The following is a 16,539-nucleotide window of genomic DNA, read 5'->3' as shown; positions in this document are numbered from 1 at the left end:
GTAGAGGGGGGCTTTTTTTGTATCTTTCCTTAGAACGAGGGATTTTCTATAGCGCTATAGGACATTCCCTAATGGGAACGGAGAGGAATGAATTACATAATGAGAGTAAGCGAATGAATCCTCTCCGTGGGTTTGCAACGGGCTGATTTATTCTGAAAAGGAGCGTTGATCACCGATGAAAAAAAAATATAGTCTCAACTTCTTCAAGCCAATCGAGAGCTATTCTGGAAATTGGTCAATCCTTGAAGAAAAAAATAGAGAATGGGAAAACGTGTACCGCCAGCGTTGGTCTCATGACAAAGTGATTCGTACGACGCATGGTGTTAACTGTACCGGCTCCTGTAGCTGGAAGGTTTTTGTTAAGAATGGCATCATCACTTGGGAAAATCAGCAAATCGATTATCCCTCCTGCGGTGCGGACATGCCGGAATTTGAGCCGCGTGGATGCCCGCGTGGTGCTTCATTTTCCTGGTATGAATACAGTCCGTTACGTGTGAAATACCCATATATGCGCGGTAAGTTATTGCGACTCTGGCAAGCTGCCCTCAAGGAGCATAGCAATCCGGTAGACGCATGGGCCAGCATTGTGGAAGACCCGGAGAAAGCCAAGCTCTACAAATCGGCTCGCGGCAAAGGCGGGCATGTTCGTGTGACTTGGGATGATGTTCTGCATCTGATTTCGGCGCAATTAATTTACACCATTCGCAAATACGGTCCTGACCGGATTGCAGGCTTCACCCCTATTCCAGCAATGTCAATGATAAGCTATGCCTCAGGAGCGCGGTTTATTTCATTGCTTGGTGGGGAGATGTTGAGCTTTTACGATTGGTATGCCGATCTTCCGCCTGCTTCTCCTCAAATTTGGGGTGAGCAAACGGACGTACCTGAATCCTCAGATTGGTACAACGCGGGCTACCTGATCATGTGGGGCTCGAATGTGCCGCTTACCCGGACGCCGGATGCCCACTTTATGACGGAAGTACGCTATAAAGGAACCAAGGTCGTATCCGTGGCTCCGGATTTGGCGGAAAATGTGAAGTTCGCTGACAACTGGCTTGCACCCAATCCGGGTACAGACGCCGCTGTGGCACAGGCGATGACCCATGTCATTCTGGATGAGTTCTACCAGGAACGTCAGGAACCCATGTTCATTAACTATGCCAAGCAATATACAGATATGCCATTCATGATTCTGCTTGACCCCCACGAAGGAGCCTGGAAAGGTGGGCGTTTTCTGCGGGCGAGTGATCTGGGGGATGCTTCACAGCATGCAGATTGGAAACCAGTCATTTTCGATGAAGTAGCAGGGGAAATGATGGTCCCGAACGGTACAATGGGACAGCGCTGGGAGCAGGATAAGAAATGGAACCTGATCCTGGAACGGGAAGATGGAACCAAGGTTGAGCCTGCGCTCACGGTGGAAGGTCATGACGAGCAATGGGAAGAAATCGTATTCCCTTATTTTGATAATACAGGTAACGGAACATTCAAACGTGTCATTCCGGCGAAAAAAGTACGTCTGGCTGATGGCTCAGAGCGCTTCGTAGCCACCGTATATGACTTGATGATGAGTCAGTATGGTGTCGCTCGCAATGATAGCCCTCATAATGCAAAGGATTATTACGATGCAGCTTCTCATTACACTCCTGCCTGGCAGGAGAAGATCACGGGAGTCAAGGCATCGGTCGTAGTGCAAGTTGCTCGCGAATTTGCTCAGAACGCCATCGACACTCAAGGACGTTCCATGATCATTATGGGGGCGGGGATCAATCACTGGTTTAACAGTGACACCATTTATCGCTCCATCTTGAACCTGGTCGTGCTGACGGCTTCCCAAGGTGTTAACGGTGGAGGCTGGGCGCATTATGTAGGTCAAGAGAAGTGCCGTCCTATTGAAGGCTGGTCAACGATTGCCTTTGCAAAAGACTGGCAGGGACCGGCTCGGTTGCAAAATGCTACTTCGTTTTTCTATTTTGCAACAGAACAGTGGCGGTATGAAGAAAGCGGCACCGACACATTGAAATCGCCGACTGGGGGAGAGGTCAGTTACCAACATCCGGCGGACTACAATGTACTTGCTGCACGGTTGGGCTGGATGCCTTCTTACCCGCAGTTTAATAAAAACAGCCTGCTATTCGCCGAAGAGGCGGCGCAATTAGGCAAGAAGTCAAACGAGGAAATCATTAACCACACTGTGGAAGAGATTAAATCGCGTAAGACCCGTTTTGCTATTGAAGATCCAGGGGCAGCGGAGAACTTCCCGCGTTCGCTCTTTATTTGGCGGTCCAACCTCATTTCCAGCTCGGCCAAGGGACAGGAATATTTCATGAAGCATTTGCTCGGAGCCTCCGACGCGCTGCTTGCCCGGCCGAACGAAGATCAGAAGCCTGAGGAAATCGTCTGGCGGGAAGATGTGGAAGGAAAGCTTGATTTGATGGTCGCACTTGATTTCCGGATGACCACAACACCGTTGTACGCGGATGTCGTACTTCCGGCGGCAACCTGGTATGAGAAGACGGATTTGTCCTCGACAGACATGCATCCGTTCGTGCATCCATTTAATCCTGCGGTGAATCCGCTTTGGGAATCCCGCTCGGACTGGGATATTTACCGTCAGCTGTCTGAAACCTTCTCGAACATGGCCAAAGAGCATCTACCGGGAATATATAAAGACCTTGTAACTGCACCGCTTGGGCATGATTCCATAGGCGAAATTGCGCAACCGATGGGGCTTATAAAGGACTGGACAAAAGGCGAGGCCGAAGCTGTGCCGGGTAAAACCATGCCTAATTTCAGCATCGTAGAACGCGATTACACCAAAATTTACGATAAATATGTCTCGCTCGGTCCAAATTTGGCTACTGGAAAAACGGGCGCGCATGGCGTTAGCTTCTCGGTAGCGGATGAATATGAGGAATTGAAGAAGCTGAACGGGGTTTATTACGATGAGTCCATTAAAGATGGACTGCCGAAGATCCAGACAGCCCGTCAAGTGGCTGATACGATTCTTCATCTTTCGTCTGCAACGAATGGTCGTGTCTCCCAAAAAGCCTACGCAGAGGCGGAAAAGGATCACGGTGTGAAGCTAATGGACATCTCAGCCGACCGCGCCGCCGAAAAGATCACGTTCCAAAGCATTACAGCGCAGCCGCGTGAAGTTATACCGACACCGGTATTCAGTGGCTCTAACAAACAGGGACGTCGCTACTCGCCATTTACCACGAATATTGAGCGTCTCGTTCCGTTCCGGACTTTGACAGGAAGACAGCATTTCTATATCGATCATGAAATCTTCCAGCAGTTTGGGGAGTCGCTGCCTATCTATAAACCGACTTTGCCACCGATGGTATTCGGTACACGTGATCGGGAAATCAAGGGTGGCCAGGATTCACTTGTGCTTCGTTATCTGACTCCACACGGGAAATGGAATATTCACTCCACCTATCAGGATAACCAGCATATGCTTACGCTGTTCCGTGGAGGGCCAACGGTATGGATCAATAACGAAGACGCAGCAGCTCATGATCTCGCCGACAATGACTGGGTAGAGGTATACAACCGTAACGGTGTCGTTACCGCCAGGGCAGTTGTCAGCCACCGGATGCCAAGAGGGACGATGTTTATGTACCATGCACAAGATAAGCACATTCAAGTGCCAGGCTCCGAAATCACGGATACACGCGGGGGCAGTCATAATGCGCCAACAAGAATTCATCTCAAACCGACCCAGATGGTTGGCGGATACGCTCAGCTTAGCTACGGGTTCAACTATTACGGTCCAATCGGCAACCAGCGCGATGTGTACGTAGCGGTACGTAAAATGAAGGAGGTTAACTGGCTTGAAGATTAAAGCTCAAATTGCCATGGTAATGAACCTGGATAAATGTATTGGCTGCCATACGTGCAGCGTGACGTGCAAAACAACTTGGACAAACCGCAAAGGTGCGGAATATATGTGGTTCAACAACGTGGAAACGAAGCCCGGTATTGGTTATCCAAAACGCTGGGAAGACCAGGAACAGTATAAGGGGGGCTGGCAGCTTCGCAAAGGGAAGCTTGAACTGAAGTCAGGGAACAAGCTGTCCAAGATAGCGCTCGGTAAAATTTTCTACAATCCCGATATGCCTGAAATGAAGGATTATTATGAACCCTGGACTTACAATTATGAACATTTGACCAACGCCAAAGAGCAGAAGCATTCTCCGGTCGCGCGTGCACAATCTGCTGTAACAGGCGAAAAAATGGATCTGAATTGGGGGCCAAACTGGGAGGATGATTTGGCAGGTACGCATGTGACAGGACCTCTCGATCCCAATATTCAGAAAATTGAAGAAGAGATTAAATTCAATTTCGAGAAGTCGTTCATGCTGTATCTTCCTCGGCTTTGCGAACACTGTCTGAATCCAAGCTGTGTCGCATCCTGCCCTTCAGGTGCCATGTACAAACGGGACGAGGATGGCATCGTGCTTGTGGATCAGGAAGCATGTCGCGGCTGGAGATATTGCATGACGGGTTGTCCATATAAGAAAGTGTACTTCAACTGGCAGACGAACAAAGCAGAGAAATGTACCTTCTGCTTCCCGCGCGTAGAAGCCGGGTTGCCAACCGTCTGCTCCGAGACGTGTACCGGACGAATTCGTTACCTTGGCGTTCTATTGTATGACGCGGATAAGGTGCAGGAGGCTGCTTCTAAAGAGGATGAGAAAGATCTGTATAAAGCACAGTGTGATTTGTTCTTGGACCCAAGTGATCCAGCGGTAATTGCGCAGGCAAAAAAAGATGGGATCTCGCAAGATTGGATTGAGGCTGCGCAGAACTCACCGGTCTACAAGCTTGCTATTGAGTATAAGCTGGCATTCCCGCTTCATCCGGAATACCGCACGCTGCCGATGGTCTGGTATGTACCACCACTTAGTCCGATCATGAATTACTTTGAAGGGAAAGACTCCATCGAGAATCCAGATATGATCTTTCCAGCTATCGAAGAAATGCGCACGCCTATTCAGTATCTTGCCAATATGTTGACGGCGGGCGACACCCAGACGGTGAAAGAATCGCTGCAGCGGATGGCTATGATGCGCTCCTATATGCGTGCCCAGTCCACAGGACAATCTTTCGATGAAAGCCGTCTGGAACGCACCGGCATGACAGCACGTCAGGCCGAGCAGATGTACCGGCTTCTGGCCATTGCCAAATACGAGGACCGTTTCGTTATTCCAACATCGCATAAAGAGGGTTATTCTAATCCATATCGCGCCCAAGGAGCTGCTGGTTACGGTGATACCTTAGGGAATATGGAAGGTTGTGGAGTTGGAGGAGCTGGCTGTAGCGGTTGTAGCCTGGCAAGCTCCACGGGAATGGAAGAGCCTTCGAAATCAGGCAAGCAAATGTATGAAGAAAACTTCTACGGAGGTATTTGGCGTGATTAATGTAGCGAAACTGTATGAATTCAAGCCTTCATTCGGGTTTTTCGCCCAACAACTCATGTACCCGGAAAAGCTGGATTTTCATCCGGCTTTTCTGGAAGCATCATTTGATTCGGATCATCCTGCGTATACGCATGCTCATAAGTACTGGTCTCTTATGCAAGAGTTTAGTATGGAAGAGATCCAGGAACTGTATACAGAAACCTTCGATTTTCAAAAAAATTGCGCACTATATATGACTTACTTCAAGTTTGAAGATGCAAAAGAAAGAGGACAAATGCTGGTCAAGTTAAAGGTTCTCTATGAAATGTATGGTCTTGAAATGCCAGATGGTGAGCTGCCGGATTACCTACCGCTCATGTGTGAATTCCTGTATGCCGCCGAATGGGTACAGGATGCAAAGACGACAGAAAATTTCCGCATGCCGATCGCGATTTTGGAAGACGGCACTTATCATTTGCTTAAAGCGCTGGAAAAAATGGAAAGCCCGTATTTTCATCTGGTCAAGGGACTGCGCGAAACGCTTAAAGCTTGCGTAGAACAGGAGGCAGCCACGCTATGATGATGGAGCAGTTTTTATGGGTCATTTTCCCTTATATGTGTGTGGTCATTTTTATCGTAGGCCATATCTTCCGCTATAGAACGGACCAGTTCAATTGGACGGCAAAATCAAGTGAATTTATTGAAAAGAAACAATTGATGATCGGAAGCCTCTTATTCCACCTGGGGATCATTCCAGTTATTTTCGGTCATGTGTCTGGTCTGGGTATACCCAAAACCTGGATGCATGCACTGGGGGTAAACGATCATCTATATCACATTGGAGCAGTCTATATTGGTGGAATATTTGGAGCCATGACGTTCCTTGGGATGTTGATACTTACCTCTCGACGTTTTACAATTCGTAATGTGCGCCGTTTAAGTACAGCTTCTGATTTGATCGTAAACGTATTGCTGTTGGCGCTTGTGTGCATGGGGATGTTTGCCACACTCGTAACGAATGCGGTTCAGCCGGAATTTGATTATCGGGAGACAATCTCGATCTGGTTCCGCGGTTTGTTCATATTCCGTGTTGACCCTACACTGATGAGAGATGTACCGATTTCTTTCAAGCTTCATGTACTTATGGGTTTTGCGATTTTTGCATTCTGGCCGTTTACCCGGCTTGTACATGTGTGGAGTGTTCCGTTGAATTATGTGCGCAGAAGTTATATCCTTTACAGAAGACATAAATCAAACTAGGAAAGCGGGCTCTGCCTTCTTTCCTAGTTTTATTAGGAGAGAGTGATGAATAATAAGATGGATTATCAAAGGGAGCTTGAGCGAATACGCGAACATTTCGGTTATGATTTTATGGCACTTGCTCTGGTTGAACCGGCCGAATATCAATACGTCATTAAATGGAAAAACGCCGCTGGCAATTTGAATGATCGATTTAAGCGGATTGTACTGCAATCTGGAAAGGGTATAGCAGGAGTCGTGTTTAAAACCGGGAAATCTATCTTTATTCCATCTGTTCATCAATTTGTTGGGGCAGACAACCTGTTTAACTATCCAATCGTTCAATCCGAGAAGCTCAAGAGTCTCGGCGCTGTACCCCTGTGGAATGATGCTCGCGTCGCGGGTGTACTGCTGGGTGGATTTCGAGAAGAACAGCTGATGACCGAAGCTATGATGCGTGATTTGGAAACCTTGGCACATAGGGGAATTGGAGAGTTGAACGGGAAGGAAGTGATCTGAATTGACATTGTCTATAGGGACAGACTCTTTGAGTGCGCTAATGGTGAAGATGTTTGAGAACAGTACAGAAGCTATCTTCTTTTTTGATAGGGAAGGGAAAACCCTAGCCATGAACCCGGCGGCTGAGGAGATTGTAGACGATGACGTTCTCATTCAACTCTATGAAGGACAGGACAGGGCCTTATGTGGAACATGCAGAGGCTATACAAGCGACACAGAGCCCCGTACCTGCCTTGACTGTTATTTCAATGTGCCTGAATCCAACAATTTTGCTTCTTTTCAGGTTTATCTGGAGACGAAAAGCAACGGAATGGTTCCCTATGCAGCTTCTTTTCATACGATTGATTCTACAAATGGAATCCGGGTGCTGATGCTGAGAGATTTGACCCCGCAATTTCAGACGCAGGAGAAATTGTATCAGAACAAAATGATGAAACATGTTATTGAAGCACAGGAAAACGAGCGTAAACGGCTTTCCAGAGAGCTGCACGACAGCGTCGCCCAGGAATTGATGAGCGCGGTTGTTGAACTACGGGTATTAAAATACATGACGAATGATGAGCAGCTCATTAAAAACATGAAACAAACAGAAGCATCCATGACACGCTTGCTGGATGATATCCGCAACCTGTCTGTGGATCTTCGTCCTGCTACCCTTGATGATTTTGGACTTGAGGCGGCATTCCGTTCCCACTTTAAGCGGGTCGAGCAAAGTTTTGGTCTAGTGGTTGAGTTCGTATCTGATCTTCCCCAGAAGCGGTATGGAAGCGAAAAAGAAACAGTCATTTATCGCGTCTGTCAGGAGGCTGTGCTCAATGCGTTGAAGTATGCCCAGGTGGATACCGTTAAAGTTACTTTGTCGGAGCACGAACACGCGCTTCGTTTGACTGTAGAGGATAATGGGATTGGCTTTGATAAGGGGGGCAAGCCTATTGGGACAGGACTAGGCTTGTATGGTATGCAGGAGCGAGCAGAACTGGTAGGTGGAAGTTTTGGCGTCCTTTCGAATGTTGGCCAAGGAACCAAAGTCTTTTTACAAATTCCGATTGGACACGAGGAGGAATAGAAACTTGATCAAAATTGTATTAGCGGATGATCATGCCATTGTACGAAGCGGATTTTCCATGATTCTCAACTTCCAATCGGATATGGAGGTTGTCGGAACGGCTGCGGACGGGATTGAAGCGTATACTATGGTAGCCAAACATCAGCCGGATATTCTAATTATGGACCTCAGCATGCCTCCAGGCGAAAGTGGTTTGATCGCCACAGGCAAGATTAAAGAGGACCACCCTGACACTAAAATTCTGATACTGACCATGCATGACGACGAAGAATATCTATTTCATATTTTGAAGAATGGTGCTTCAGGGTACGTTTTGAAAAATGCACCAGATGAGGAGCTATTGCTTGCCATACGAACCATTCATGGGGGCGGGACTTATATCCATCCTAAAATGGCCACTTCTCTCGTGCGTGAGTTCATTAAGAAAGACACAACATCACAAACCGAAGATCCGTATGAGATTCTGTCCAAGCGCGAGCTGGAGATTCTCCCTTTGGTTGCAAAGGGATACGGTAACAAGGAAGTTGCCGAAAAGCTGTTCATTTCTGTCAAAACCGTGGAAGCGAATAAAGCTAAAATCATGGAGAAGTTGAACTTAAAAAGCCGGCCCGAGCTGGTCCAATATGCTTTAAAGAAAAAAATGCTGGATTTCTAGTTTATGAAGAAGATTATTATTAATCCAATAATATATCTACAATGAATCAAGCAGCTTCTTACGAGAAGCGGCTTTTTTATTTTCAGGGACTCCCCTGACCGGGAAAGGGGAGTCCCCTATATTCGAAAGGAACGGCTAGCGGCTACAATGGGAACAGAAAAATACAAATCAAACATTCGACAGAATAAAGTTGAAAAGGTGAGTTAAATGATTAGAAAAATGCAGTTGCCGCTACAAACATTGAACCTGATTCTTGGATTCATGGTGTGGGTCATCATTTCTTCCCTCATGCCGTTCATTACGGAGGATATTGCGATTCCACCCGGAAAACTGGCCATGGTTACGGCGATTCCGGTCGTGCTTGGATCGATTCTGCGCATTCCGCTTGGTTATTATGCCAATATCTTCGGGGCGAGAATCGTTTTCCTCGTTAGCTTTGTTTTGCTTTTGTTTCCGGTCTACTATATCAGTGAAGCTTCGACGATGACGGATTTAATTATCGGTGGCTTGTTCCTTGGGATTGGGGGAGCGGTGTTCTCGGTTGGAGTAACTTCACTGCCCAAGTACTATCCGAAAGAAAGACATGGCTTTGTCAACGGGATGTATGGTGTGGGCAACCTGGGGACAGCAGTAACGACCTTCTCCGCTCCGATTGTAGCGACACAGGTAGGATGGGCACTTACAGTCAAGCTGTATCTTATCCTATTGCTTGTTTTTATCGTTTTGAATTTCTTCTTTGGGGACCGTCATGAAGCTAAAGTCAAGACGCCCATTATGGAGCAAATCAAAGGGGTTTACAAAAATGAAAAGCTTTGGTTTTTCTCGCTCTTTTATTTTATTACGTTTGGTTCATTTGTAGCGTTTACGGTGTATCTACCGAATTTTCTCGTATCGAACTTTGAGCTGGATAAAGTGGATGCAGGGATGCGTACAGCAGGCTTTATCGCAATTGCTACATTCTTCCGCCCGATCGGTGGCTGGCTGGCGGATCGTTTTCAGCCCTTGTTTCTGCTGGTAGGTACGTTTGCTGTGTATACGGTCGCTGCGATTCTTCTGGCTTTTTCACCAGACATCACTCTGTATACCGTAGGGTGCTTGGCTATCGCTGTGAGTGCGGGAATCGGGAACGGTGTCATTTTCAAGCTAGTTCCATTTTATTTTAATAAACAGGCAGGCATAGTGAACGGAATTGTATCCATGATGGGTGGCCTGGGTGGCTTTTTCCCTCCCATCTTGTTATCGACGATTCATGCGGCTACTGGCCAATATTCCATTGGGTTCATGTTACTCTCCCAAGTGGCACTGGCTAGCCTGATTCTCGTCATATGGCTATATTATCAAGGACGTTTCCCTGTAGCTGCCGAGCAGAACCGCTTTGAGAAACAAAAGGAACTTCAGCAGTAAAGCATTAAGAGTGGAGAAATTATAAAGACACCTTTAACGTTTCTAGCGAGAGCCACAGGAAAAAGCACAAAGTTAACGATCGCTCTTCAACGTTAGGGGGACATTGTGATGAAGGAACGTTATTCAAGACAGATCTTATTTAGACCCATCGGCAGTGAAGGACAACGTAATCTGTCTGAAGCTGTTGTTACCATTATCGGCTGCGGGGCACTAGGCTCCGCCATCGCTGAAACATTAGTAAGAGCGGGCGTCGGAGAGATTCACCTGGTTGACCGTGATTATGTGGAGACGTCGAATCTGCAACGCCAGCAGTTATTCACGGAGCAGGATGCTGCGCAAATGCTCCCCAAGGTAACGGCTGCTGAAAAAAGGTTAAAGGCGATACGAGAAGACGTACGCTTGTATACCTATCTCGACAGCTTGGATACCGGGCTTGCTCAAGAGCTTGCTGGTAAAAGCACATTGCTGATGGATGCAACGGATAATTTTGAAACCCGGCTGCTTATAAACGATGCTGCACGAAAGGCTGAAATTCCATGGATTTACGGCGCCTGTGTTGGAAGCACAGGCGTTGTTTTTCCGTTCGTGCCGGGCAAGTCAGCTTGTTTTCGTTGCCTACTGCCATCGCTGCCGGCAATCAATCAGACCTGCGATACGGCTGGAATCATCTCGCCCGCAGTTCAAGTGACGGCTGCTCTCCAAAGTGCAGAAGCCATGAAGTGGCTGAGCGGTAAACGTGATAAAATGCGCAGCAAGGTTCATTTATTTGATCTATGGGAAAATACGCAGATGGACATAGGGATTTCCCGCATCCGCAATCAGAATTGTCCGACCTGTGGAGAGCATCCTGTGTTTCCTGCACTGACCGCATCCCGTCGCTCGGCGTATGCTTCGCTGTGCGGACGGGATGTAGTGCAGGTTCTTCCAGACCCTCATCGTCCGATTACGTTGGACGATGCAGAGAAAATGGGCAGGCTTATGGCGGAACGTGTAAAAAGGACCCCTTATTTCGTTGAATTTTATGCCTTTGAGCACCGAATGATTTTATTTAAAAACGGAAGGCTCCTCATTCACGGTATTGGAAGTATTGCCAGAGGTCAAAAGCTATACCATCAGTTGTTCGGTTAAACAAGGGATATAGATCCAGGAAATATAAATAGTGAGCAGAGTTTTCATAGCAGAGTAGCTTGCCAGGTGGCTGGAAGGTGGAAAAGATGAGTGTATTTGAAATCGTGACGGAGCCCATTCTTCCGCAGATTTATGCAGATTATGTCTTAAGACCAGAAGCGGGAGCGGTGACCGTGTTTACAGGGCACGTAAGAGAGTGGACCCAAGGCGTACGGACATTATATCTTGCTTACGAGGCCTATGTGCCTATGGCTGAGAAAAAGCTTGCAGAGATTGGCCACGAAATTGAACAGAAATGGGAAGGGACAAGAGTAGCAATTGCACATCGGATTGGTGAGCTTCAGATCGGTGATATTGCCGTTGTCATCGCTGTTTCTTCACCACACCGCTCGGATGCGTATAAGGCGAATGAATACGCAATCGAACGAATCAAGGAAATCGTTCCGATCTGGAAGCGAGAGATATGGGAAAACGGAACACAATGGATCGGACAACAAAAGAAAAAGCCGGAGGAAATCAGTCATGATTAAGCTGTACTATTTTGCGGGACTCCGTGAAGTAACAGGAAAATTCGAAGAAATGGCAGATTTGGCAGGCCAAACTGTAGGGGAATTATACAGTTGGATCACAGATAAATACCCGGATATGCCGATCAATTCTACAAGAATTGCAGTAAACGAGGAGTACGCGTTGCTTACAGATGTACTGCAGGATGGAGATATCGCAGCTTTTATTCCGCCTGTCAGCGGCGGCTAGTGAAAGTGCTTGTCATGTGTCCATGTCCGCAACGTCAAATACAGCTAATGAAAAAAAGAAGGTGGTCACATGAGTTCACATCCGCTGAAGGACCCATTGCGGCGTCCGATTCGTGATTTACGTATATCTGTTACGGATCGCTGCAATTTTCGCTGTTCCTACTGTATGCCAAAAGAAATTTTCGGCGACGATTTTGCCTTTCTTCCCAAAAGCGAATGCCTATCGTTTGAAGAGATTCATCGGCTTACGGAGCTCTTTGTAGGCCTTGGGGTCAAAAAAATACGACTCACAGGTGGTGAGCCGTTAATGCGACCGAACCTTCCCGACCTTGTCTCTAGTATTTTGTCTATCAGTGGAGTTGAGGATATAGGGTTGACTACAAATGGTTTGCTACTAGGGCAACAGGCGCAACGCCTCTATGACGCGGGACTGCGACGGCTTAATGTCAGTGTAGACGCTCTGAACCCCGAGCTATTTGGGCAGATGAATGGACGGGGCATTAAGCCTGCGTTTATTTTGAAGCAGATCGATTTTGCAAGAGAAATCGGTTTTGAGATTAAGGTCAATATGGTGGTTCAAAAAGGTGTTAATGATTCTGAGATTTTGCCGATGGCTGCTTATTTTAAGGACCAGGGAATAACTCTTCGTTTTATTGAATTTATGGATGTAGGTAACGATACCGGATGGAGCTTCAAAAAGGTAGTAACAAAAGAAGAAATTATGGAGCGACTTAAGAATGAGTACGAGTTGGAGCCGGTAGATCAGAATTACTTTGGAGAAGTGGCAAAACGTTACCGTTATAAAGACAGCGACGCGCAAGTTGGCTTTATTACTTCGGTTTCTGATTCGTTTTGCTCATCCTGCACGCGTGCCCGTTTATCTTCTGATGGTAAGTTTTATACGTGTTTGTTTGCTTCAGACGGATTTGATTTGCGCCAGATGCTTCGTAACGGGGCGAATGATCAGGAATTACTTGATGCGATTACTTCAGTATGGGAACAACGCATAGATCGGTATTCCGATGAACGTACAGAACAGACTGCAAACAACAGAAAAAAAATTAACATGTCCTACATTGGCGGCTGACATTTTTATCCTGGTAATGTGCCGTGTTCGATGTGGATATTCCCGAAAAGAAAGCGCAAACATTTTTGTTGGCAAAACTTAAATTCGATGTTATTATGATCTTGGGATTGTTACTGAAAAGGCAAAACCCGGGACATGGAACTGGACTTCCATGTGTTGGGTTTTGCCTTTTCTTTTTGTATACAGATTTGCAATAACGTAGAAAGGTGAGTGATAGTGTAGGGCTTATTCCTCTTTATGAATACGCTTTCATTTTAATGGGTTTATAAATCTACACATTATAGTTTGGCTTACAGCGAAAGCTTGATCGGCTATTACCGTCTTGTGACCTATCTGAAATATCGCCCAGCATCTAAATCCTTTTTTAGATTATTGCGGGATCAGGGGGGCAGCCAGAATGATCATAACAAAGATATTTAATAATAACGCCATAATAGCCAAAGATTCAAAAAGGCATGAATTTGTTGTTATGGGTCGTGGAATTGCATTCAAAAAGAATGCAGGAGAACAAGTAGAAGAGCATTTAATTGAAAAGGTGTTTGTACTTAAACAAAAAGATGCTTCAGAGAAATTTAAATTACTGTTAGAGGATGTCCCTACAGAATATGTTTCGTTATGCTATGACATCATTGAATATGGAAAGAGCATATTGGAAGCACAGCTGAGCGACTATGTATATGTTTCGCTTACAGATCACATGAACAATGCATTTAAAATGTTTGATGAAGGGTTTAAAAATGCAAATCCGCTCATCTGGGAAATTAAAAAATTTTATCCTAAAGAGTTTGGAGTTGGCTTAAAAGCGCTGGAGTTTATTGAAGACGAAACAGGTAAACGATTGTCTGAAGATGAAGCAGGTAATATAGCTCTTCATTTAATCAATGCTCAAGTCAACAGCTCCTACCATAAAGTAGCGGATGTCGCTCAGCAAACTCAAAAAATACAGGATATCTTAAATATTATTAAATATTCTTACAATATAACTCTGGATGAACACTCGACCAGCTATGAACGATTTATTACACATTTAAGGTTTTTCTTTCAGCGATTAATTCAAAAAGAAAAAAAATTAGCACTGGAAGATGATTTTCTATTAAGGCAAGTGAAAGCAAAGTACAAAAAAGCTTACAACTGTATGCTAAAGATTGAGAAATACTTGGACACGGTATTGTCAGATGAAGAAAAACTGTATATAACGATTCATATTCAACGCGTAACTCAATGACCAATTGAATAACTCCTTGGATTGTTACTGGTAATGCAGGCGAAACCAACCTAGATCGAATTTGATCTATTTTGGTTTTGCCTTTTTTTATAAATACAAATAAAGGGGCAGTTACAATGAAGTATGAGACATTAGCAAAAGACATCATCAGAAATGTCGGCGGCAAAGAAAATGTAAATAGTCTAACTCATTGTATTACACGCTTGCGCTTCAAGCTAAAGGATGAAAATAAGGCCAATACAGAGGTTCTGAAAAATATGGATGGTGTCGTCACTGTGGTAAAAAGCGGGGGACAATACCAAGTTGTGATCGGTAATCATGTGCCCGAGGTTTATGCGGATGTTGCTGCGATAGGCGGCTTCCAGGCAGGCGATTCAGAAGAAACATCTGGTGAAAAAGTCAGTTTGTTCAATAGGTTTATTGATACCATTTCAGGTGTATTTACACCCACGCTGGGTGTCTTGAGTGCCACGGGTATGATTAAGGGTTTTACGGCCTTGTTTGTAGCTATAGGCTGGCTGACTGTTACATCGGGTACCTATCAAATTCTCAATGCTTTAGGAGACTGCTTGTTCTACTTCTTCCCTATTTTCCTGGGGTATACATCAGCTAAAAAATTCAATGCCAACATTTTTATAGGTATGGCGATCGGGGCGTCACTTGTTTATCCAACCTTTAGCACGATAACAGCCTCGGGTAAACCGCTATACACTTTATTTAGCGGCACTATATTTGAGTCACCGGTATATATCACCTTCTTAGGTATTCCGGTCATTCTGATGAGCTATGCATCAACGGTTCTTCCGATTATCGTATCCACCTATGTAGGCTCAAAAATAGAAAATTTCTTTAAAAAGGTCATCCCTAGCGTAGTGAGAACATTCTTGGTTCCGTTTTTCACTTTGTTAGTTATTGTACCCTTAGCGCTGATTGTGATTGGACCACTCTCGACTTGGGCAGGTCAACTGCTTGGCGCAGCCACCCTCTTTGTGTATAACTTAAGCCCGATGATTGAAGGTATTATCATGGGCGCTTTCTGGCAAGTATTTGTTATTTTTGGGTTACATTGGGGTCTTGTTCCTATCGCTATGAACAACTTGGCGGTGCTCAAATTCGATCCGATCCTTGCTGCAACGCTGGGAGCCTCCTTTGCTCAAACAGGTGTCGTACTGGCGATTTTGTTCAAAACCAAAAATGTAAAGCTGAGATCCCTTTCCATTCCAGCTGTTATCTCCGGGATCTTTGGTGTAACAGAACCCGCGATTTACGGGATTACATTACCACGTAAGAAACCATTCATTTTAAGCTGTATAGCGTCTGCAGTAGGTGGCGGTATTATCGGAATGATGGGAACGAAAGGCTATATCATTGGCGGCTTAGGCATTTTCGCGATTCCGAGCTATATTAATCCGTCAGGAATAGACAGCGGATTTTATGGGGCTGTTATTGGTATCCTGGTAAGTTTCGTATTAGGCTTCTTGCTTATGTTTTTTGGCGGATTTAAAGATGATGAGGTGAAAGAAACGAAAAAAGAAGTTAGTTCAACGGGAGCAGCAAAAGGAGGAGAAGTCTTAATAAGACAGGAGACGGTAATTAGTCCGTTAAAGGGTGATGTAAAACCTTTATCTGAGGTAACTGATGAAGCCTTTTCGACAGGTGCTCTGGGTAAAGGGATTGCCATTGAGCCTTCCGAAGGCAAGGTCGTTTCACCTGTAGATGGTGTCTTAACATCCTTATTTTCGTCAGGTCATGCGATCGGAATTACCAGTGATCAGGGCGTGGAAATTCTCATCCATGTAGGTAAGGATACAGTCAAATTAAAAGGTAAACATTTTTATCCCAAAGTAAAACAAGGGGAAGCCGTCAAAAAGGGACAATTGCTCATGGAGTTTGATCTGGAGGCTATCCAAGAGGCTGGTTATGTTCTGACTACTCCTGTAATTGTTGCCAACACTGCTAGTTACTTGGATGTTATTGAAACGGAGAAGAAGACGATTGGTTATAAAGAGGATTTGTTGACGGTCATGGTCTAAGATACCTATATTTTAGGAGG

14 protein-coding genes are annotated in these 16,539 nt (G+C 45.5%); all 14 read left to right on the top strand.

What is annotated here, in order from left to right; all coding sequences use genetic code 11:
* Window positions 1-175: 175 nt before the first annotated feature.
* Window positions 176-3,850: a nitrate reductase subunit alpha gene (locus tag HFD99_RS04260; protein WP_123797483.1), complete on the top strand. Its 3,675-nt coding sequence runs from the start codon at window positions 176-178 to the stop codon at window positions 3,848-3,850.
* Window positions 3,840-5,429 carry a nitrate reductase subunit beta gene (gene narH, locus HFD99_RS04255; RefSeq protein ID WP_016821792.1) on the top strand — a complete coding sequence of 530 codons (1,590 nt, stop codon included), beginning with the start codon at window positions 3,840-3,842 and terminating at the stop codon, window positions 5,427-5,429. The genes HFD99_RS04260 and narH overlap by 11 nt, the downstream gene beginning before the upstream one ends.
* Entirely contained in the window at window positions 5,422-5,988 is a 567-nt protein-coding gene (gene narJ / locus HFD99_RS04250; RefSeq protein ID WP_039276164.1) for a nitrate reductase molybdenum cofactor assembly chaperone, read from the top strand. The genes narH and narJ overlap by 8 nt, the downstream gene beginning before the upstream one ends.
* Complete coding sequence (gene narI, locus HFD99_RS04245) at window positions 5,985-6,668, top strand: respiratory nitrate reductase subunit gamma (RefSeq protein WP_013372381.1); 684 nt, start codon at window positions 5,985-5,987, stop codon at window positions 6,666-6,668. Before narJ ends, narI begins: the two co-directional genes overlap by 4 nt.
* A 45-nt stretch (window positions 6,669-6,713) precedes the next feature.
* Window positions 6,714-7,166 (top strand): GAF domain-containing protein, encoded by a 453-nt coding sequence (locus tag HFD99_RS04240; protein ID WP_016821790.1) that lies wholly within the window; start codon window positions 6,714-6,716, stop codon window positions 7,164-7,166.
* Between the two features lies 1 nt (window position 7,167).
* Window positions 7,168-8,232 (top strand): PAS domain-containing sensor histidine kinase, encoded by a 1,065-nt coding sequence (locus HFD99_RS04235; RefSeq protein ID WP_017426863.1) that lies wholly within the window; start codon window positions 7,168-7,170, stop codon window positions 8,230-8,232.
* Between the two features lie 7 nt (window positions 8,233-8,239).
* The gene (locus HFD99_RS04230; protein WP_038978085.1) at window positions 8,240-8,887 is read left to right on the top strand and encodes a response regulator transcription factor; all 648 of its coding nucleotides are present in this window, start codon (window positions 8,240-8,242) and stop codon (window positions 8,885-8,887) included.
* Window positions 8,888-9,094: 207 nt separating this feature from the next.
* Window positions 9,095-10,291 (top strand): nitrate/nitrite transporter, encoded by a 1,197-nt coding sequence (locus tag HFD99_RS04225; protein ID WP_025365500.1) that lies wholly within the window; start codon window positions 9,095-9,097, stop codon window positions 10,289-10,291.
* A gap of 108 nt (window positions 10,292-10,399) precedes the next feature.
* A complete protein-coding gene (locus tag HFD99_RS04220; RefSeq protein WP_017426865.1) occupies window positions 10,400-11,419 on the top strand; it encodes a ThiF family adenylyltransferase in 1,020 nt (339 codons plus the stop codon).
* An 86-nt stretch (window positions 11,420-11,505) separates the two neighbouring features.
* Complete coding sequence (locus tag HFD99_RS04215; RefSeq protein WP_026065414.1) at window positions 11,506-11,949, top strand: molybdenum cofactor biosynthesis protein MoaE; 444 nt, start codon at window positions 11,506-11,508, stop codon at window positions 11,947-11,949.
* Window positions 11,942-12,175 carry a MoaD/ThiS family protein gene (locus HFD99_RS04210; RefSeq protein ID WP_016821782.1) on the top strand — a complete coding sequence of 78 codons (234 nt, stop codon included), beginning with the start codon at window positions 11,942-11,944 and terminating at the stop codon, window positions 12,173-12,175. Before HFD99_RS04215 ends, HFD99_RS04210 begins: the two co-directional genes overlap by 8 nt.
* A gap of 69 nt (window positions 12,176-12,244) precedes the next feature.
* Entirely contained in the window at window positions 12,245-13,261 is a 1,017-nt protein-coding gene (gene moaA, locus HFD99_RS04205) for a GTP 3',8-cyclase MoaA (protein WP_016821781.1), read from the top strand.
* Window positions 13,262-13,658: 397 nt separating this feature from the next.
* Window positions 13,659-14,486, top strand: coding sequence for a BglG family transcription antiterminator LicT (licT, locus tag HFD99_RS04200; RefSeq protein ID WP_016821780.1), 828 nt, complete (start codon window positions 13,659-13,661; stop codon window positions 14,484-14,486).
* A 116-nt stretch (window positions 14,487-14,602) separates the two neighbouring features.
* On the top strand, window positions 14,603-16,519 hold the full coding sequence (locus HFD99_RS04195) for a beta-glucoside-specific PTS transporter subunit IIABC (RefSeq protein WP_017426867.1): 1,917 nt from the start codon (window positions 14,603-14,605) through the stop codon (window positions 16,517-16,519).
* The last annotated feature ends 20 nt before the right edge of the window (window positions 16,520-16,539 follow it).

The organism is Paenibacillus sp. EKM301P, assembly GCF_011800295.1.
Taxonomy (GTDB): Bacteria; Bacillota; Bacilli; order Paenibacillales; family Paenibacillaceae; genus Paenibacillus; species Paenibacillus polymyxa.
Note: the sequence above shows the minus strand (reverse complement) of the source record. Positions and strands in the feature narration are given on the sequence as shown.

Excerpts from the sequence above, each read along its gene's own strand:
- moaA (WP_016821781.1), top strand. The coding sequence starts at position 12,245 with ATGAGTTCACATCCGCTGAAGGACCCATTGCGGCGTCCGATTCGTGAT.
- HFD99_RS04195 (WP_017426867.1), top strand. The coding sequence starts at position 14,603 with ATGAAGTATGAGACATTAGCAAAAGACATCATCAGAAATGTCGGCGGC.
- HFD99_RS04215 (WP_026065414.1), top strand. The coding sequence starts at position 11,506 with ATGAGTGTATTTGAAATCGTGACGGAGCCCATTCTTCCGCAGATTTAT.
- licT (WP_016821780.1), top strand. The coding sequence starts at position 13,659 with ATGATCATAACAAAGATATTTAATAATAACGCCATAATAGCCAAAGAT.
- HFD99_RS04240 (WP_016821790.1), top strand. The coding sequence starts at position 6,714 with ATGAATAATAAGATGGATTATCAAAGGGAGCTTGAGCGAATACGCGAA.
- HFD99_RS04260 (WP_123797483.1), top strand. The coding sequence starts at position 176 with ATGAAAAAAAAATATAGTCTCAACTTCTTCAAGCCAATCGAGAGCTAT.
- HFD99_RS04220 (WP_017426865.1), top strand. The coding sequence starts at position 10,400 with ATGAAGGAACGTTATTCAAGACAGATCTTATTTAGACCCATCGGCAGT.
- narI (WP_013372381.1), top strand. The coding sequence starts at position 5,985 with ATGATGATGGAGCAGTTTTTATGGGTCATTTTCCCTTATATGTGTGTG.
- HFD99_RS04210 (WP_016821782.1), top strand. The coding sequence starts at position 11,942 with ATGATTAAGCTGTACTATTTTGCGGGACTCCGTGAAGTAACAGGAAAA.
- HFD99_RS04225 (WP_025365500.1), top strand. The coding sequence starts at position 9,095 with ATGATTAGAAAAATGCAGTTGCCGCTACAAACATTGAACCTGATTCTT.